The organism is Nitrospira moscoviensis (assembly GCF_001273775.1).
Classification (GTDB): domain Bacteria; phylum Nitrospirota; class Nitrospiria; order Nitrospirales; family Nitrospiraceae; genus Nitrospira_D; species Nitrospira_D moscoviensis.
On record NZ_CP011801.1, the window covers coordinates 627,951 to 645,399 of the forward strand.

Sequence of the window (17,449 nt, forward strand, 5' to 3'; positions counted from 1 at the left end):
GGACTTCGCATGACCGATCGCAGCACACGACGGATCGTCGTGACCGGTCTGGGACTGGTCACTCCGCTCGGCACGGGTGTCGACAAAACCTGGACGGCGCTGTGCGCCGGGGAATCGGGCATCGGCCGGATCACGCGGTTCGACCCGACCGGGTACGATGCGCAAATCGCCGGCGAGGTGAAGGACTTCGATCCCGCCCGGTTCATCGAGAAGAAAGAAATCAAGAAGATGGATACGTTCATCCACTATGCCGTGGGCGCCGCCCAGATGGCCGTGGATGACGCCGGTCTGAAAGTGACGCCGGACGAAGCCCCGAAGGTCGGCGTCTATATCGGCTCCGGCATCGGGGGGCTCGGATCCATCGAGCATTACCATGACGTGCTCAAGGACAAGGGACCGGGGCGCGTGTCCCCCTTCTTCATTCCCATGACGATCATCAATTTGGCCTCCGGGCAAGTGGCGATCCGGATCGGGGCCAAGGGACCGAATTCCTGCGCCGTCACGGCCTGCGCGACGGGCAACCATTGCATCGGCGACGCGTTCCGTCTGATCCAACACGGCGATGCGGACGTGATGGTGGCGGGGGGCGCCGAGGCGGCGGTGACGCCGCTCGGGGTGGCGGGATTTGCTGCCGCGAAAGCCTTATCGTTCCGGAACGACGAGCCGGCGAGGGCCAGCCGGCCGTTTGACCGCGACCGGGACGGATTCGTTCTGGGGGAGGGAGCCGGCGTCGTGGTCTTGGAAGAACTGGAGCATGCGCGCCGCCGCGGCGCCAGGATCTACGCCGAGCTGATCGGGTACGGCATGAACAGCGACGCCTACCACATTACCGCGCCGCCCGAAGAAGGCGAAGGCGCAGTGCGCTGCATGGAGCTGGCGCTGAAAGACGCCGCCATCGGCAAAGACCAGATCGGCTACATCAACGCACATGGCACCTCGACCATGGCCGATGCAATTGAAACCCGCGCGATCAAGACCGTGTTCGGGGAGCAGGCCTATCGCATCCCGGTCAGCTCGACCAAGTCGATGACCGGTCACCTGCTCGGTGCGGCTGGCGGCATCGAAGCGATCTTCAGCGTCCTGGCGCTCTATCACGGCATCCTCCCGCCGACGATCAATCTTGAACAGGCGGACCCCGCCTGCGATCTGGATTACGTGCCCAATAAGGCCCGCGCGGCGGCCGTTCGCGCAGCCCTGTCCAACTCCTTCGGATTCGGCGGCGTCAACGCCTGCCTGATCTTCCGACGCGCGGATGCCTAGCACGCTCGCGATGACCATGCCGGCTTCCCGAGCCGATTCACCGCACTCCATCAAGTACGAATTTGCCAATCCCGCCCTCCTGACCGAAGCGCTGACGCACAAGTCGCACGTCAACGAGCACAAGAGCCAGGACCGCAAGCACAACGAGCGCCTCGAGTTTCTAGGCGACGCGGTCCTTTCATTGATCATCAGCGATCACCTGGCAAAGCTCTTCCCCCGGCTCAGTGAAGGGTCGCTGTCGAAACTGAAGGCCAAGCTGGTGAGCGAAACCTGTCTGGCGAATGCCGCCCGGCGGTTGGATCTCGGCGCGCGCCTGCAATTGGGGCGGGGGGAGGAGCTCTCCAGAGGGCGGGAAAAACCGTCGCTGCTGGCCGACGCGTTGGAAGCGGTGATTGCCGCGATTTATCTGGACGGGGGCCTCGAGGCCAGCCGGAATTTCACGCTCGACGTGTTGAGCGACGAATTGCGCGAGGTGGAATCCCAGCAAGCCAAGCCGGGAGGAGACGATTACAAGACGCGATTCCAGGAATGGTGCCAGCGCCGCTACGATATGCTGCCGCGCTATGTGACCGTGCGCGAATCGGGTCCCGACCATCAGAAGATGTTCGAGGTGGTCGTCCAAATAGACGGCAAGGTGGTCGGCGCCGGTCATGGGCACAGCAAGAAAGAGGCGGAGCAGCTGGCGGCCCAGCAGGCGTTGGAGCAGGTGGCGGGATGACGTTCGGGCTCGGCCAGGATAAAGGAGGGTTGACGATGCGGACAGGATTGCTGGTGATCACGGTGTTCGTCGGTACGATGCTTGGCCTGCCCGGCGGCGTGTCCTTGGCCGCCGACAAGGCTCCGAACTCCAAGGTCGAAGCTCCGAAGGGCCCCCGAGCCATCATCAAGACCAAGTTCGGCGACATTGAAATCAAGTTTTATCCGGACGTGGCGCCGAAACACGTCGAAAACTTCATCAAGCTCGCCAAAGAAGGATTCTACAACGGGACGATTTTCCACCGCGTCATTCCCGGGTTCATGATCCAGGGCGGCGATCCCAACACCAAGGATTCCCTCAAGAAAGAGACCTATGGGCAGGGCGGCCCCGGTTATACGGTGAAGGCGGAATTCAGCGATATTCCGCACAAGCGGGGCATCGTGTCGATGGCCCGGGCGTCTGATCCGGACACCGCCGGCTCGCAGTTTTTCATCGTGGTGGAGGATTCGAGGTTTTTGGACCGAAAGTACACGGTGTTCGGTGAGGTCACCAAGGGCATCGGTGTAGCGGATAAAATTGTGAACCTGCCGCGCGACGAACGCGACAACCCCAGAGAGCGCGTAGAAATGACCGTGACCATCGTAGAATAACGCCCCAGTCTACTCCTTAGGTTTCTGCTACTGAGGCCATGCTCCTATCGAGCTGTCGATCTGTAGGCTGCCGGCTGCACGTTCCATCCGTATGAAAATGCAGCGGTCCTCATAAAGTTCACGTCTCAAACCCCTGCACTCTGCTTCTTTCGAACCAGTTCGCCGGCCGGAGGCCGCTGAAAGCGGGCCGTTCCTTCACATTCCCTCGCCTTTTCTCGGGCACATCACTTGCGATCGCGCGGCGGCCAATAGACTGCGCCTACACAAGTTTATCGGAAGCGTTCCATGAATCGGAATTGGATGAAGGTGGCCGCGCTGGCAGTTCTCGTAGGGCCCGGCACTGTATGGGGCGCGACATTGCAGTGGGATGCGAACCGAGAAATGGATTTGGCCGGCTATCGTGTCTATCGCTGCAGCCAGCAGCCGTGCGGGCGTGCGTATGGAACCGCCTCCGTCCTCGCCACATTGGGCAATGTGACCAGCTTCGATATCGGCACTCCCTCCACGACTCAATATTACGTCATCACCGCGTTTGACACGGCGAACAACGAGTCAAGCGAGAGCAATGTCGCCAGTTATGTGCCGGCCGGTTCTCCTCCTTCTCCTCCGCCTCCACCCCTATCTTCTCCGCCTTCCCCGCCGCCTCTCGCTCCTCCGCCTATCCCCACGGGCCTCCGCTTCACGAGGGGGAACTGAAGGATTCTATGTCGCATCACCGAACCCCTCTTTGGAGGGGAAGCTTTTGAGGGATTCTATCGGCCTTGAGAGGCGGCTATCCTTGGTCAACGATGGGAGACCAAAGGGAGCCGTCCGTGACTTATCCTGCCACCCGCCGCATGTATCGCAGAGTGTCCACCGAGTATCAGACGTGTTATATGGCGGGCACGGCATTTCATGCCGGCGTGGTGCGGGACCTGTCGTTGAACGGGTTTCGAATTGCAGGCCGGTCGAACCCGACAAGGGGCGCCGTCCTCATGCTGCGCTTGTGGTTGCCGAACGGAGAAGGCAGCATCGATGTCGATCAGGCGGTGGTGCGCTGGACGACGCACCATGAGTTCGGCGTCCAGATCGTCGCCCTGTCCAACGAAGCGGACCTTCGATTGGCGCTCCACGTGGAACGGGCGCTGCAACGGGAAATCACTGAGAGGCTCGCTTCGTAGCCTCGGGTGGTCGGCTTAATGACGGTGCTCGCAGCCGGGTCCGTGGACATGCGGCTCATGAGCCGGGGGCGGCATGAAGGACTGGCCCGGGAGCACGATGTGGCCCGGCTCATGCTTCTTCTGCAGATGCTCCGCAATATGCGGATGGTAGGCCTTCACGTAGCCCACCAGACCGTTCAGAAAGCGCCGCGACTGAAAGTCCTTCCCTGAAAAGTCCGACACGAACTGAATCGCGCGATCCAGCACGTCCGGCGCCGCCGACATGTCGGCGATCTGTTCCGGATTCTGCTTCTTCATCGTCTCATACTCTTTCTTCAGGTGCTCGGCGAAGACGGGCATGGGACCCGAAGGGACGTGGAGAGGACTCAACGTTCGGCGGAGCGCTTGGATGGCGGCGATGATCTCGGCGTCCTGCCCATCCCGGCGGCCTTCGAAGTAGCTGAAGGTCACCACCTCGATCAGATTGAACAGGGCGACGGCCTTGCCGCCTCCCAGGTCGCCCAATTGGCGATAGAACTCCCGCCGCACCGGCATGAACTGATCCGCCAGTCGCTTTTGCTGGTAGTCGCTGCCGCTGTCGAGGTACAGGCAATCGCTGGGACAGGACACGCGCACGAGCCGGTGTTCGCCGCAACAGAGGCTGCAGATCAACCCGCCGAGGGCCGGACAGGGCCGCTTACCTTTGCGCTGTCGGCAATAGACGCACTGGCTCATTTTTTGGGGGGACCTTCCGGCGCCGGCTTCTGCGGCGGCGGCACGAAGCCATAGTCCGCCAATGTCCGCTTTTCCCCTTTGGGCTTCCCGTCCGATGGCGCTTCGAGGCCGTTCATCTCCGCGGCATGCGCATAGTGATAGGGAACCAGGATGAGATTGCTGGCCCGGTCGATGCTGATGTCGGCGGGCGTCGGCAGGTATTCCGCGATGACCTGGAACCGCTGGTCCCTGGTCATCCGCCAGATTTTGCCTTTGGTGAAATCGGACACGTACATATTGCCCCACCGGTCGAAATCGATCCCGCTCAGGTTTTGAAAACGGCCGGTAAAAAACCCATTCGAGACCAGTTCCGTGAGCCCGCCGTCCGGTGAGATGTCGAGAATCGTACCCTTGTTCCAACTCACCGCGATCACGTGATTCGTCTTGGGGTGGACCGCGATCCCGGCCGGGCCTGCCAGCCGGTCGTCCCGAATCAGGAGGCTCACCCGATGGTCGGCCGTCGCGTCGATGCGATAGATGCTGTTGCCGGCTTGATCGGATGCGTAGAGGAGCCCGTCCGGCCCGCTCGACACGTCCGTCAAGGATACCGGTCGTTGTGGAGAAGTCGCGGGAAACGTCACCGTGACGAGCAGCTTGCCGGTTTCTGTATCAAACCCTTTGAGCTGATCCAGATCGGCGACGTAGAGGGTCTTGCCGACGAGCGCCAGGCCCTTCGGTGCGTGCAGTAGCACATCGGCCACGCCGCCCTGGATGAATTTCAGCTGCGTGACTTTGCCGTCGGTGTCGAGTTTGGTGATGAAGCCGTTGTTGTCCCGGGCGTCCGGCTCGCCGTTGACGTTCGAAATGAAATATTCTTTTCCCTGCGGATCGCCGACGAAACTGTTGGGAGATTCCAAGCCCATGATTTGGATGGCCTGGCTCGCCGACGCCATGACGAGCGTGAGCGCCACAGCCAACGCCGTCCATCGCAACACACGCAGAGAAATGACGCAGAGAGGTGAGATGTTCAAGGGTGGATCGTTGTGCGAGATGGTGTCGGCCATCGTAGCCAACGCGAGAACGGACTGTCAAGGAAGGCGGGCAAGAGTCGAGGGGCAAGTGGCTAGAGGCGTGATCCCGGCCCGTTGCCACGGGCCTCTCGCCTCGCGCCGCTTCGGAGCGTTGACTTGCGCAAAATTGCCCTGCTAAGGTGCCCTGTTTTTCAAATCCAGTTAAGGTTTAGGCCAAGGTTGCGCGGAAGACGAGAGGGTCCTTAACCGGAAGCCTCGGCCTCAACCTCTAGCTTTGTAGGAGGACCCAGTGGCAGCTCGATTGATCGACGGCAAGGCGTTGGCGCAGCAAGTCCGCGAGCGGTTGGCGACGGAGTCGGCGGAACTATTCGAGAAGTCGGGTATACGTCCAGGACTTGCGACGATCCTGGTCGGCGACGACCCGGCTTCACACGTCTATGTGAAGAACAAGCAGAAGGCCTGCGAGTTGGCGGGCATTTACGTCGATGACCACAAACTGCCGGCCGCCACGACTCAATCGGAACTGTTGGCGCTGATCGAGAAGAAAAACGCCGATCCGAAGATCCACGGCATTCTGGTCCAGCTTCCGTTGCCGAAACACATCGACAGCAAGGTGATTCTCGAAGCCGTCTCGCCCCTCAAAGACGCCGACGGCTTTCATCCCTATAATTTCGGCCGGCTGGTGGAAGGCCATCCGGTGTTCGAAGCTTGTACGCCGAAGGGCGTCATCAAGATGATCGAATCGACGGGCGTGCCGATCGAGGGCAAGCGCGCGGTCGTGGTCGGGCGGAGCAATATCGTGGGCAAGCCGCTGGCGCTCATGCTGCTCCAGCGCAACGCGACGGTGACGATTTGTCATTCGAAGACGAAGGATCTGCCCGCGGTCTGCCGTGAAGCCGAGCTGCTGCTGGTCGCCATCGGCAAAGCTAAGTTCGTCACGGCCGACATGGTGCGGGAGGGTGCCGTCGTCATCGATGTGGGCACCAACAAGACCCCTGAAGGGAAACTGTGCGGCGACGTGGATTTCGAGCCGGTCAGCCGGTTGGCCGGATGGATCAGTCCGGTGCCGGGCGGCGTCGGCCCCATGACGATCGCCATGCTGTTGGAAAATACGGTCGAATCCGCCAAACGGACGGCCGGTTTGACTTAAGGAGCGTCGCGTGACCCGAGAACCGCAGCAACGGCTGAAGGACGCCCTCGAACGGGGCACGTTCGCCGTCACGATCGAGTACAACCCTCCCAAGGGAACGAACATCGCACCGGTCCTAGACAACGCCAAGCAGCTGGTGGGCCGCGTCCACGGCGTCAACGTGACCGACAATACGGCGGCGGTCGTGCGAGCCGGCTCCTTGCCCGTCTGCCGGCTGCTGTATGAGCTGGGGCACGATCCGGTCATGCAGCTGACCTGCCGCGATCGGAACCGTATCGCCATGCAATCCGATCTCATGGGCGCCCATATGCTGGGCATCCGCAACATCCTGTGCCTCACCGGCGACTATCCGACGGTGGGGGACCATAAGGAAGCGAAGCCGGTGTACGATCTCGATTCCGTTCAGGTCATGCAGCTGGTGCAGGGCCTCAATGCCGGACGCGATATGGCGGGCAACAAACTGGACGGCTCGACGGATTTTCTGATCGGCGCGGCGGTGACGCCGGAGGCCGATCCATTGGGACCGATGCTGGCGAAATTTGAAGTGAAGGTGAAAGCGGGGGCGCAGTTCTTCCAGACGCAGGCCGTCTACAATCCCGACCAGTTCGCCGGCTTCATGAAAGCGGTCCGTCCGTTCAAGGTGAAAGTGCTGGCCGGCATCCTCGTGCTGCGCAACGCCAAGATGGCCGAGTTTATGAACGCCAATATCCCCGGCGTCTCGGTGCCGCAAGAGATGATCGAGGAACTGAAAGCGGCGGGCGACAAAGCGGAGGAAGCCGGCGTCGAGATCGCCGTCCGTACGATCAAGGCGGTGCGGCCCCATTGCGACGGCGTCCATATCATGGCCATCAAGGCGACGCACCGGCTGGCGGACATCATCGCCAAAGCGGAACTCGGCTGATGACTGTCTCCGAATTCCAGCAGTGCAAACACAAGAAAAAGCTGACCGTGGTCACGGCCTATGACGCCCTCTTTGCGCGCATCGTGGAGCAGGCGGGGATCCCCGTCATTCTGGTCGGCGATTCGCTGGGCGTGGTGGTGCAAGGGAAGCCGAACACGCTGTCCGTGACGATGGACGACATGCTGTACCATACCAGGCTGGTCGCCGGCGCAGCGCGGCAGGCCCTCGTGATCGGGGATATGCCGTTTCTCTCTTACCAAGCGAGCACCGACGAGGCGCTGCGTAATGCCGGGCGGTTTCTTCAGGCGGGGGCCGCCGCGGTGAAGGTGGAAGGCGGCGCAGCCGTGGTGGAGCGCGTGAAGGCGATCAGCAGCATCGGCATCCCCGTGATGGGACATCTTGGCATGACGCCCCAATCGGTCCATGCCTTCGGCGGCTATAAAGTCCAAGGGAAAACCAAGGATCGGGCGGCGGCGTTGCTGGAAGACGCCCGGCTACTGGAAGCGGCGGGAGCCTTTGCGGTCGTGCTGGAGGCCATACCGGCCGAGCTGGCCCGCCGGATCACGGAGTCCTTGTCCATTCCGACAATCGGCATCGGAGCCGGCCCCCATTGCGATGGCCAGGTGCTCGTCCTCTACGATCTGTTGGGACTCTTCGACGAGTTCGTGCCGAAGTTCGTCAAACCCTACGCCCATCTCAAAGCCGACGCCCTGTCGGCGCTGCAGCGGTATAAAGAGGAAGTCGAGCAGGGAAAGTTTCCGTCCGAGTCCGAATCCTATCATTGATCGCCGTTGCACGGCACTTGAAAGACCTGCCGGTCTTCCAACCGGATGGCGGTCAGCTCGCGTCCCCACACGCAGCCGCTGTCGATGGCCAGGAGATTGTCTTGGCAATGGAGCCCCAGTGACGCCCAATGCCCGCAAATGATGGTGGCGTCCCGGTGTCGCCGTTCCTTGACGGCAAACCAGGGTTGAAACCCAGGCGGGATGCGCTCCGGCGGGCCGCTGTACGACGATTCCATCACGCCGTCCCGACTGCAGGCGCGTATCCGGGTCAGCACTTTGATGATCGCGGCCGGCCTGGCGGGGCCGGTCAGGCCGGGAGCCCATTGAAGATGTTGGCTCGGATAGAGCGCGCGCAGCGCCGCCTCGCGGTGAGCTCCCTGCAATGCGTCTTCGGCCTCGCGCGCCAGAGCCTCGGCCTCATCGAGCGACCACTGCGGCAGCAGGCCCGCATGGACGAGAACGAACGGCGGTTCGCGGTAGAGCAGGCGTTGCCGCCGCACCCATTCGAGCAAGTCATCCCGGTCGGGCGCGCTCAGGATCGCTTGGATCGTATCCTGAGGGCGGAGCGTCGCCACACCGGCGGAGACGGCCAGCAGAAACACGTCGTGATTACCGAGGACCACCGTCGCGGAGGGTCCGAGGCCTTTGATGAAGCGGAGGACGTGCAGGGAATCCGGTCCCCGATTCACCAGGTCGCCGACGAACCACAGCCGATCGCGGGACGGCTCGAAGCCGACACGATCGAGCAGGCGACGGAGATTGCTGTAACAGCCCTGCACGTCGCCGATCGCATACGTGGCCATGGGCGGAGGGTACCGCGGAGGTCGGGCAAATACAAGGCAACGCTACAGGGTCGCTCGTCTAGCTCGCGAGGAGAAACGAGTCCGGCGAAGATCCCGACGAACGCTGCCTGCGTCGATGGTTCACGATCAACTGCTCGATGAGCTCGGCGGGGAGTGGCTGGCTGAAGAAATAGCCTTGAATCGTATCGCATCGGTGCTCGCGCAGGATGTCCAGCTGGGCCTGGGTTTCCACCCCTTCTGCGAGCACGCGGAGTTTCAGGCCGTGCGCCATGGCGATGATGGCGATGGCGATGGCCGCATGCTCGGATTCGGAGGCGAGATCCTTGACGAAGGCGCGGTCGATCTTGACGGTGTCGATCGGAAAGCGTTTGAGATAGGCCAGGGAGGAATAGCCGGTGCCGAAATCGTCGATCGAGAGCCGGAAGCCCATCGCCTTCAGCTGGTGAAAAATCGTGACGGCGTTCTCGGCATGTTGCATCGCCGTGCTTTCGGTGAGCTCCAGCTCCAGCTTATGCGGATCGGCGCCGGTCTCCTGCAGCACCTCGGCGATGTGCGCCGTAAGCGACGGTTGCTGAAATTGCACGGCCGACAAATTGACGGCGATGGAGACATCGAGTCCCGTCGCCCTCCAAGCCACCTGCTGCCGGCAGGCGGTGCGCAGCACCCAGTCGCCGATGGCGCTGATGAGGCCCAACTCTTCGGCCAGCGGAATGAACGAGGCGGGGGACACCATGCCGCGCTCCGGATGCCGCCACCGGATCAAGGCCTCCACGCCGACGACGTCCCAGCGCCGGATATCGACTTGGGGCTGGTAGTAGAGGAGGAACTCGTCGCGCTCCAACGCTTTGCGAAGGTCGCTTTCCAGGCTCAACCGTTCGGCCAGCGCGACGTTCATCGATTGGGCGTAGAACTGGTAGGTGTTGCGGCCCTTGTCCTGCGCCGCGTGCATCGCCGCGTCGGCATTGCGCAGCACGGTGTTCACGTCCTGGCCGTCCGACCCGAGCAGCGCGATCCCGATGCTGGCCGTGATCACCACGGTGCGGTCCTGCACGACGTACGGCTCGCTCAAGGCCTTCAGGATGCGCTGCGCCACCTTGGCGGAATCTTGCGGCGAGGCCAGTTGCGTCAGCAGCACGTGAACTCGTCGCCGCCCAGCCGTGACAGGATGCTGGGATAGGGATCGTGCGGTCTCCCTACCGAGTCGCTCTTGCGAACGCAGTGGAGGAGTCGTTGCGCCACTTCTTTCAGGATGTCGTCTCCGGTGGATGGGCCGAGGGTGTCGTTGATCCGCTGAAAACGATCCAGATTGATCAGCAGCACCGCGCCGATGAATGAGTGCCGCTGGGCCAGCGCCAGCGCCTGCGTCACGCGGTCTTGAAACAGCAGCCGGTTGGGCAGCTGCGTGAGCTGGTCGTAGTACGAGAGGAAGTGAATCTGCGCTTCGGCCTGGCGGCGGTCGGTAATGTCCTGAATCGTGCCCACCACTTGCCCGGTGGTGCCGCCGGGCTCGCGAACCACTTTCGCCTGTTCGTGCACGATCCGATCGCCGTGCGCCGGATGTCGGACGCGATGGTCATGCTCGTAGGTCCCCATCTGCGCGAGCGTGAGTCGCAGGAGTTGCCGCCTCTGGTCCCGGTCCTCCGGATGAATCGCTTCGAGATACGCCTCCATGGTGTCGGGGAACGTGGTCCGATCCAGGCCCAGGATCCGGTACACTTCCTCGGACGCCGTGAAGCGGTCGGTCGCCAGGTCCCACTGCCAGTTGCCGATGTGAGCCATGCGCTGCGCCTCCGCGAGGCTGCGCTCCTTTTCGCGCAGGGTGTCGATCACCTGGCCCGCCCGGAGCATATACCGGACACGGTGACCGAGAATGAGAGCGTTCCACGGCTTGGTAATGAAGTCGGTGGCGCCGGCGTCGTAGGCTTGGGCGATCGACTCGACGTCGTCCAGTTCCGTCATGATCATGATCGGCACGTTTTCACCCTGCGGCAGGCGGCGGAGGGCGGCGCAGGCCGCAAAGCCGTCCATCTCGGGCATCATCACGTCCAGCAGCACGATGTGCGGTGTGTCCCGTTGAAACGCCTCGAGCGCTTCGCGGCCGGTGGCGGCATCTTCGACGCGGAGCCCGGCTTGTTCCAACGCCTCCCGCGCGAGGACACGGAGGGTGATGTCGTCGTCAGCCACGAGGGCGAGTGGTTTCTGCTCCATAGATTCTATGCGGCTCTCTTGGTCAGCTCTGCTTGAAAGGCCGAGCAGGTGTCAGCGAAGGCGGCCGTCAATAAGGGCAGGATCTGGTCGAGTCCGTCGAGCGATGCCGTCCGTCCCGCCTGCTCCAATTGTTGGCAGAGCCCCGCGAGCCGTCGGGCCCCTAACGTCGCGCTGCGCGATTTCAAGCTATGCGCCGCGTCTTTCAACGCCGCCGCATTCTTCTCGGCGATCGCCCGCGTGATGGTATCGGCTAACTGAGCGGAATACTTAAGGTACAGAGCCAGGATCTTGGCCAGCACGTCCGAGCGGTTCGGCCGAGAAGAGGTCGGCCACTCCGCGCGGGAACGCACCTCCTCGGGATCATAGAAGACCAGGGGCGTCTGCGTGCCGATCATTTCCTCGGCGCGGTAGCCGAGCAGCGCCTCGGCGGCGGGATTGAAGACTTGAATGATGCCGTCGGGATCGGTGGAAATGACGGCGTGGCCCGCATAGTCCAGGATCGCTTTCTGAAAAGCCGCGCTGCTTTCCAGTTGCCGCTGGGCCAGCATCGTGTCCCGCGTTTACAGGACCAGCGTGGTGAGATGGGCGACGGAGGCGGCGAACTGTTGTTCGTCCGCTTCTCAGGTCCGCGGCGCGCCGACGTGCTCATGGCAGACCACTCCCACCACGCGGCCTCTGAGCCGGATATGGGCGCCGAGCATCGAAGAAATCCCCAGCGGCTTGAGATATTGCTCAGCGCCCTCGGCCTTGCTGCGTGCGCTGTTGGCGGAGTCGGAGTTCATCGCGAAGGAAGACGCACGATTCACCGTGACGACAGAAGCGGCTGCTTCTTCATCGGAATGGAGGAAAGAAGACTTTACCCGAGAGGGAAGCAGTGCGGCGGAATGGATGGCGGCTTACGGATATTTGGCTTCGATGACACTGCGCAGGCCTCCACGGGCGGCGAAGGTGCCGGTGACTCTCGCCCACACGGGGCGGCAGGCTTTCACGACATCCTGGAGGATGCGATTCACGGCGTTCTCATAGAAGATACCGAGGTTGCGGTAGGCATGGATGTACATCTTGAGAGATTTGAGCTCGAGGCACTCTTGGTCCGGCATGTAGTGGACGGTCACGGTGCCGAAGTCCGGGAGATTGGTCTTGGGGCAGATGGCGGTATATTCGGGAATCTCGATCGTGATTTCATAGCCCTTGAACTGGTTGGGAAAGGTTTCGATGTCCGGCAACGGCGCAGTGATCCCGCTCCTGGCGTGGCGTTCATTGTACCCCAGCTTCGTCGTTCTCTGTTTTCTTCCGCTCGCTTCACGCTTCACGTTTTACGCCTCACGTCTTCTAGACTTGTTTCATCCACTCGGTCTGGCCGATCTTTTCCAACTCGATGAACAGCGTGACCCACGGGCATTTCATCTCCGGATAGACCTCGCAAAATCCGCCTTTTCGAACGCCGCCGCAAGGGCCGTGCGCCATAAACTTCGGGCATTCGGCTTTGAGCGAATTATCCGGTATCGGCGGGCGTTTGTGGACGCCGCCCACATGCGCGCCGGCATCGTCTTCGCCCGGTATGAGAACCCGTAACGGCATCCGCTCAGTGTAAACGGAATGGTTCTCCTCGGCAATCACTTCGGAGATGTCTTACCGATGATTTCGTCAACGTTGGGGCGAATGGCCTATCTCGTCCGCCATGCCTAGGCCTTCTTTCGGAGGCCGTGGGTCTTCTGAGAAGTTGAGTTAAGTATGAGGAAGTTATAGAATTTCCCATGGTTTGGAGCACTGCACTGAGCACTGAATATCAATTGACACTGTTTTTTCGGCTTTGCTAGGATGGCCGTCGGCGAAGGACCAGAGTCGATTTCGTCCATCCTCGTTGTCCCGCTGGTTCTCTTCGGTTCCTTGAGCTTGCTTTGAACAATCGGCAACGGTTCGCCGTTGCAGCGACATAAGGGAGGTGCCTGATGAGTCTCGATTATGTGAAGTTTTCAAACGGCTTTGAAAAGTTCATGCCGAAAGAATACCGGGACATGGTCGAACATGGCCCCTTCGGAAAGAAAGTCACCGTGTCGCAGATGGGCAGTTTCAAGGAAGTGCTCGAAGAGCATCCGATGTGCGCCGGTTGCGCGATGACCCTTTTTATCCGCCTCGCTATGATCGCCTTCCCGAACCCCGAAGACACGATTACCGTCGGCACCGCCGGCTGCGGCCGCTTGGCGATCTCCCAAGCCGCGATTCCCTTCGTGTACGGAAACTACGGCGACCAGAACGGCGTGGCGAGCGGCCTCTCCCGCGGTCTGCGGCTGCGCTTCGGCGACAAGCCGAAAGACGTGGTCGTGATGGCGGGCGACGGCGGCACCGCCGACATCGGCTTCCAGCAGGTGCTCCATTCCTGGTTCCGTAAGGAACGGTTCACGACGATCATGCTCGACAACGAGGTCTACGGGAACACCGGCGGCCAGGAAAGCGGCATGACGAACCGCGGCGCTGTGTTGAAGATGGCCCCCCTAGGCAAGAAGTTCGAAAAGATGGACATGGTGCAGATGGCGAAGGTTGCGGGTTGCGCCTACGTCGCCACGGTCGTGCCCAACAATCCGCGCCGCGTCGAAAGCGTCATCAAGAAAGCCGTGCTGATCGCCCGAGAAGTCGGCTCCACGTATATTCAGGCCTATACCTCTTGCAACATCGAGTACGCGATCCCCACCGACAAGGTGATGGAAGACGCGAAGAACGTCGAAAACGACCGCTATGCCTTCTCCGAGTACATCAGCGAAGAGGCCAAGCAATATCTGACCGAGCGGTACGGCTATAAGGAGTTTCTCCCCAAGCCGGCTGCTCCGGCCGGCGCTATTCCCAAGGCTTAACCGAATCGGGTAAGGAGGACCGCCATGGCAAAACGTTTCAACATTCGGATGGCCGGCGTCGGTGGACAAGGCGTCGTGACCGGCTCCCACATCCTGAGCACCGCAGTCATCAATGCCGGCGGCGAAAGCACGATCGTCCCGTTCTACGGATCGGAAAAGCGCATGGCGCCGGTCGAGAGCTACGTGCGGGTATCGGACGAAGCGATCTATGAGATCGGCGAGATCACGTTCCCGCACATCATCATCATCTTCCACCCGCAAGTCATCACGCACGGCAAGTCCTATACGATGCCGTTCTACTTCGGGTTGAAGGAAGACGGCATCGCCCTGATCAACAACGACGGCCCGATGAAGCTGCACAAGGATCAGGCCCGCGAGTTGGAAGAACGACGTGCGAAGCTCTATTACATCCCGGCCACCAAGATTTCGCTGGACGTCTCCGGCATGGACCTGGCGACGAACATGGCCTTGATGGGTGCGATCGGCGCGATCACCGGCTTGACCAACATGGCGGCGCTAGAGCAGGCCGTGAAGGACCGGTTCCTCGGCAAGGGCTTCGTGGTGTCCGGCGGCACGGCGGCGCTCGACAGCGTCGTCGAACGGAAGTTCAAGAAGAAGCAGGAGTTGATCGAGAAAAACGTGGCGGTCATGCGGGCCGCGTGGAATTACGCCGTCGACAAAGGCTGGGCCTCGAAGGACGTTAAGCGGGTGGATGAGCCGGTGGCGGCCGCCGCTACCGCGTGACGATGACATAAAGGAGTTTCCATGTACCTTGTTGCGGATATCAACGTCGAAATTTGCGCCGCGAAGAGCTGCAAGCTCTGCACGCAGTATTGCCCGGAGGCCAATACCATCCTCTATAGCGATGAGATGGGGAAGGACAAAGGATTCAAGTACGGCTCGGCCTATGTGGCCGTGGACCGTTGCAAGGGCTGCGCGCAGTGCGTGTGGGTGTGCGACAACATGGCGAAGAACAACGCGATCAAGATGATCATGATCGACCAGCTGCCGAAGGCGGCGTTGACGGAAAACGTGGCGTACGGAGAAAAAAGCACGACGGCCGTGTTGGCGAGTCCGGTCGTCGGCTAATCGGGAAAGAAAGGGGACATGGGCGTGGCAACCACTCAAGATACGAGAGAGAGAATCATCGTTCCGGGCCCGGCGGGCTTCCATCCGCCGTCCGCTGCGCAGCTGGGCGTCTCGCTGCCTGATCCCGGTCAGGGCCTCTTCTACGGCCTCCTTGAGCCAAACGAAGAGAAGGTGATCGAGGAGATGGCGCGGAAGATGCTGACCAGCCCGAACGCCACCATCTTCCCCGGGCCGCTGGTCCTCTGGGCGTGGAACGAGCATGCGGTCGAAAAGGCGAAGGCGACGTTGGAGATCGCAGCCCAGGTTCCCGACGTGATGATTATCCCCATGCCGGACTACCGGCCGAAGTATCCCAAGATCGATCCGGAAGAAGTCATCAACCCGAACCATCCGAACCTCACCATCTGGGGGAACAAAATCGAAGCCTGCATCTTCATCGGCGTCCACTGTCACTATGCGAATCTGACGCTCAAGATGATCCGGGCTGGGACGAATTGCTGCACCATGGCGATCTGCGCCGAACAAGGGCATGAAGACGCGATGCTGACGATCCGGGATTCCGATACCGCGAAACTGAAACGGGTCGCGCAGATCTTCAAGCGGGTGCGCGAAGAGATGGGTATCAAGCTTCCCGACAACGGCGAAAACGTCCGCTTCACGGGTACGCAGTCCAAAGTCCACGGCGGCAAAACTCACACCAATCCACTCTCCTTTATGCCTTCAGCGGCCGGTGTCGGCAGCGCGGCGGCGTTCGGCCACTCGGCCGAGCATATGAAGCGCGAAGGTTAAGAGAGGATCACGGGCGATATAGCCAAGAGGTGCAACGATGAGCGAAACCGAAGTCAAAACCAACCCCCAGGGTGATCCGATCACCAGCGTCGCGGTCCCCAAGTCGGACGGCAAGAAGGATCCGCATGCCGAGGCCAAGAAGCAGCGGGTGGTGACGCCTGAATATATGTTCCATGAAGCGCCGCGCACGAAGGAGTTCATTACGGGCAGCGAAGCGGCGAAGGAAGCCATCCGCCGGTCCAACGTCGACCTGGCCATCGCTTATCCGATCACCCCGCAGAGCGAAACGATGCAGCTCGTCGGCGTGCTCTATGGCGAAGGCTACGTGAAGGAGTATTACCGCGGCGAAGAAGAAGTGGGCGTCATGGCCGCCATTGCCGGCGGATCCCGCTCGGGTGTCCGTTGCTTCACCGCGACGGCCGGCCCCGGCACGCTCCGCGGATTGGAAGGCATTGCCTCCTGGCCGGGCCATCGGTTGCCCGTGGTGGCGATGTTCACCTGCCGTGTCGTGAATGCGCCTCTGGCGATCCAACCGGACAACATCGAAGTCGCCTATCTCATCAACTGCGGCATGATCGTGTTCCATGCCGAGAACCAGCAGGATATGTTTGATTTCATCATGGCCGGTTTTACTATCAGCGAGAAGAACGACGTGACCTTGCCGGTCGGCGTCTGCTGCGACGGCTTCTTCGTCACCCATGCGCGCGGCTATGTACGCATGCAGGATCGCGGCATCAAGCTGCCGCCCCGGGAAGCCTGGCGCGGCGCCGTCCCAGTGTTGGACGCCGAGAATCCGCCGGCCCGCTTGTCGCGCGACGCTCCGGTTCAGAAGTCCAACTTCATGGCCTACAACATCCATGCTGTCTGGCAGCAGGAAGTGTGGGCGGCGGTCGAACGGTCCCGCAAGTACATCAACAGGTACATGGGCGGCTTGCTCACCGCGGAGAATGTCGACGACGCGGAAGCCATCATCATCGCCTCGGGCAGCGCGGCGGCTCAGTCGCGCGAAGCGGTGCGCCTCTGCGCCGAGAAAGGTATCAAGGTCGGCCTGATCAAGATCCGCTCCCTGCGTCCCTTCCCGACGCAGGAACTGCGGGCGCTCTGCGGCAAGGCGAAACTGATCGTCGTGCCGGAGTTCAATTATGTCGGCTGGCTGGCCAAGGAAGTCGCGACGGCGATCTACGGCTACTCCAAAGCCAAGATCATCGGCGGCCCGCGCGTCTACGGCGGACAATCGATGCCGGTCGAATTGATCGTCGACGAAGTCGAATCCGGCCTGACCGGCAAGAAGTCCACAAACGTGGCGCTGTCGTCGATCATGGGCGGTCAGGTGAATCCCGACGAAGTCGCCCACTTCATGCGCAGCATCTAAACTAGTGTT

Annotated in this window: 21 protein-coding genes; 13 read left to right on the top strand and 8 right to left on the bottom strand. The window is 61.5% G+C overall.

Going from position 1 to position 17,449, the window contains the following annotated elements; translation table 11 throughout:
- Nucleotides 1-9: 9 nt before the first annotated feature.
- The 5 genes from fabF to NITMOv2_RS03070 all read left to right on the top strand — a co-directional run bounded on the left by fabF (nucleotide 10) and on the right by NITMOv2_RS03070 (nucleotide 3,767).
- Nucleotides 10-1,260 carry a beta-ketoacyl-ACP synthase II gene (gene fabF, locus NITMOv2_RS03055; RefSeq protein WP_053378494.1) on the top strand — a complete coding sequence of 417 codons (1,251 nt, stop codon included), beginning with the start codon at nucleotides 10-12 and terminating at the stop codon, nucleotides 1,258-1,260.
- A complete protein-coding gene (rnc, locus tag NITMOv2_RS03060; RefSeq protein ID WP_238590447.1) occupies nucleotides 1,253-1,978 on the top strand; it encodes a ribonuclease III in 726 nt (241 codons plus the stop codon). Before fabF ends, rnc begins: the two co-directional genes overlap by 8 nt.
- A gap of 35 nt (nucleotides 1,979-2,013) precedes the next feature.
- Nucleotides 2,014-2,607 carry a peptidylprolyl isomerase gene (locus tag NITMOv2_RS03065; protein ID WP_083448322.1) on the top strand — a complete coding sequence of 198 codons (594 nt, stop codon included), beginning with the start codon at nucleotides 2,014-2,016 and terminating at the stop codon, nucleotides 2,605-2,607.
- 285 nt (nucleotides 2,608-2,892) lie between these two features.
- Complete coding sequence (locus NITMOv2_RS23230) at nucleotides 2,893-3,303, top strand: hypothetical protein (RefSeq protein ID WP_145976151.1); 411 nt, start codon at nucleotides 2,893-2,895, stop codon at nucleotides 3,301-3,303.
- Nucleotides 3,304-3,419: 116 nt separating this feature from the next.
- Nucleotides 3,420-3,767, top strand: a complete 348-nt coding sequence (locus NITMOv2_RS03070) for a PilZ domain-containing protein (RefSeq protein WP_187299350.1) — start codon at nucleotides 3,420-3,422, stop codon at nucleotides 3,765-3,767.
- A gap of 15 nt (nucleotides 3,768-3,782) precedes the next feature.
- Here the strand turns inward: NITMOv2_RS03070 and NITMOv2_RS03075 are convergent, their stop codons facing one another.
- Complete coding sequence (locus tag NITMOv2_RS03075; RefSeq protein ID WP_053378497.1) at nucleotides 3,783-4,481, bottom strand: hypothetical protein; 699 nt, start codon at nucleotides 4,479-4,481, stop codon at nucleotides 3,783-3,785.
- Entirely contained in the window at nucleotides 4,478-5,491 is a 1,014-nt protein-coding gene (locus NITMOv2_RS03080) for an NHL repeat-containing protein (protein WP_145976152.1), read from the bottom strand. Before NITMOv2_RS03080 ends, NITMOv2_RS03075 begins: the two co-directional genes overlap by 4 nt.
- Before the next feature lie 289 nt (nucleotides 5,492-5,780).
- Between NITMOv2_RS03080 and folD the strand changes: the two genes are divergently transcribed.
- From folD to panB, 3 genes are read left to right on the top strand one after another with little or no spacing between them, the layout of a single operon-like run.
- Nucleotides 5,781-6,641 (top strand): bifunctional methylenetetrahydrofolate dehydrogenase/methenyltetrahydrofolate cyclohydrolase FolD, encoded by an 861-nt coding sequence (gene folD / locus NITMOv2_RS03085; protein ID WP_053378499.1) that lies wholly within the window; start codon nucleotides 5,781-5,783, stop codon nucleotides 6,639-6,641.
- Nucleotides 6,642-6,651: 10 nt separating this feature from the next.
- The gene (locus NITMOv2_RS03090; protein WP_053378500.1) at nucleotides 6,652-7,542 is read left to right on the top strand and encodes a methylenetetrahydrofolate reductase; all 891 of its coding nucleotides are present in this window, start codon (nucleotides 6,652-6,654) and stop codon (nucleotides 7,540-7,542) included.
- Complete coding sequence (gene panB / locus NITMOv2_RS03095; protein WP_053378501.1) at nucleotides 7,542-8,327, top strand: 3-methyl-2-oxobutanoate hydroxymethyltransferase; 786 nt, start codon at nucleotides 7,542-7,544, stop codon at nucleotides 8,325-8,327. The genes NITMOv2_RS03090 and panB overlap by 1 nt, the downstream gene beginning before the upstream one ends.
- On the opposite strand, the gene NITMOv2_RS03100 is transcribed toward panB, so the two are convergent.
- From NITMOv2_RS03100 to NITMOv2_RS03130, 6 genes are all read right to left on the bottom strand, one after another.
- The gene (locus NITMOv2_RS03100) at nucleotides 8,321-9,130 is read right to left on the bottom strand and encodes a symmetrical bis(5'-nucleosyl)-tetraphosphatase (RefSeq protein WP_053378502.1); all 810 of its coding nucleotides are present in this window, start codon (nucleotides 9,128-9,130) and stop codon (nucleotides 8,321-8,323) included. The genes panB and NITMOv2_RS03100 overlap by 7 nt on opposite strands.
- A 58-nt stretch (nucleotides 9,131-9,188) precedes the next feature.
- Entirely contained in the window at nucleotides 9,189-10,265 is a 1,077-nt protein-coding gene (locus tag NITMOv2_RS03105; protein WP_053378503.1) for a putative bifunctional diguanylate cyclase/phosphodiesterase, read from the bottom strand.
- Nucleotides 10,256-11,338, bottom strand: coding sequence for a response regulator (locus NITMOv2_RS03110; protein ID WP_053378504.1), 1,083 nt, complete (start codon nucleotides 11,336-11,338; stop codon nucleotides 10,256-10,258). Before NITMOv2_RS03110 ends, NITMOv2_RS03105 begins: the two co-directional genes overlap by 10 nt.
- A 5-nt stretch (nucleotides 11,339-11,343) precedes the next feature.
- Nucleotides 11,344-11,886: an Hpt domain-containing protein gene (locus NITMOv2_RS03115; RefSeq protein ID WP_053378505.1), complete on the bottom strand. Its 543-nt coding sequence runs from the start codon at nucleotides 11,884-11,886 to the stop codon at nucleotides 11,344-11,346.
- Nucleotides 11,887-12,234: 348 nt separating this feature from the next.
- Entirely contained in the window at nucleotides 12,235-12,651 is a 417-nt protein-coding gene (queF, locus tag NITMOv2_RS03125; protein WP_202967304.1) for a preQ(1) synthase, read from the bottom strand.
- 19 nt (nucleotides 12,652-12,670) lie between these two features.
- Nucleotides 12,671-12,919 carry a methylenetetrahydrofolate reductase C-terminal domain-containing protein gene (locus tag NITMOv2_RS03130; RefSeq protein ID WP_053378507.1) on the bottom strand — a complete coding sequence of 83 codons (249 nt, stop codon included), beginning with the start codon at nucleotides 12,917-12,919 and terminating at the stop codon, nucleotides 12,671-12,673.
- A gap of 371 nt (nucleotides 12,920-13,290) precedes the next feature.
- Between NITMOv2_RS03130 and NITMOv2_RS03135 the strand changes: the two genes are divergently transcribed.
- The 5 genes from NITMOv2_RS03135 (at nucleotide 13,291) to NITMOv2_RS03155 (ending at nucleotide 17,440) form a co-directional block, all read left to right on the top strand.
- A complete protein-coding gene (locus tag NITMOv2_RS03135; protein WP_053378508.1) occupies nucleotides 13,291-14,190 on the top strand; it encodes a thiamine pyrophosphate-dependent enzyme in 900 nt (299 codons plus the stop codon).
- Nucleotides 14,191-14,214: 24 nt separating this feature from the next.
- Complete coding sequence (locus NITMOv2_RS03140) at nucleotides 14,215-14,934, top strand: 2-oxoacid:acceptor oxidoreductase family protein (RefSeq protein ID WP_053378509.1); 720 nt, start codon at nucleotides 14,215-14,217, stop codon at nucleotides 14,932-14,934.
- 21 nt (nucleotides 14,935-14,955) lie between these two features.
- Nucleotides 14,956-15,279 carry a pyruvate ferredoxin oxidoreductase gene (locus tag NITMOv2_RS03145; protein ID WP_202967305.1) on the top strand — a complete coding sequence of 108 codons (324 nt, stop codon included), beginning with the start codon at nucleotides 14,956-14,958 and terminating at the stop codon, nucleotides 15,277-15,279.
- Between the two features lie 18 nt (nucleotides 15,280-15,297).
- Complete coding sequence (locus tag NITMOv2_RS03150; protein ID WP_083447707.1) at nucleotides 15,298-16,068, top strand: carbon monoxide dehydrogenase beta subunit family protein; 771 nt, start codon at nucleotides 15,298-15,300, stop codon at nucleotides 16,066-16,068.
- A 166-nt stretch (nucleotides 16,069-16,234) separates the two neighbouring features.
- Complete coding sequence (locus tag NITMOv2_RS03155; RefSeq protein WP_420799887.1) at nucleotides 16,235-17,440, top strand: transketolase C-terminal domain-containing protein; 1,206 nt, start codon at nucleotides 16,235-16,237, stop codon at nucleotides 17,438-17,440.
- The last annotated feature ends 9 nt before the right edge of the window (nucleotides 17,441-17,449 follow it).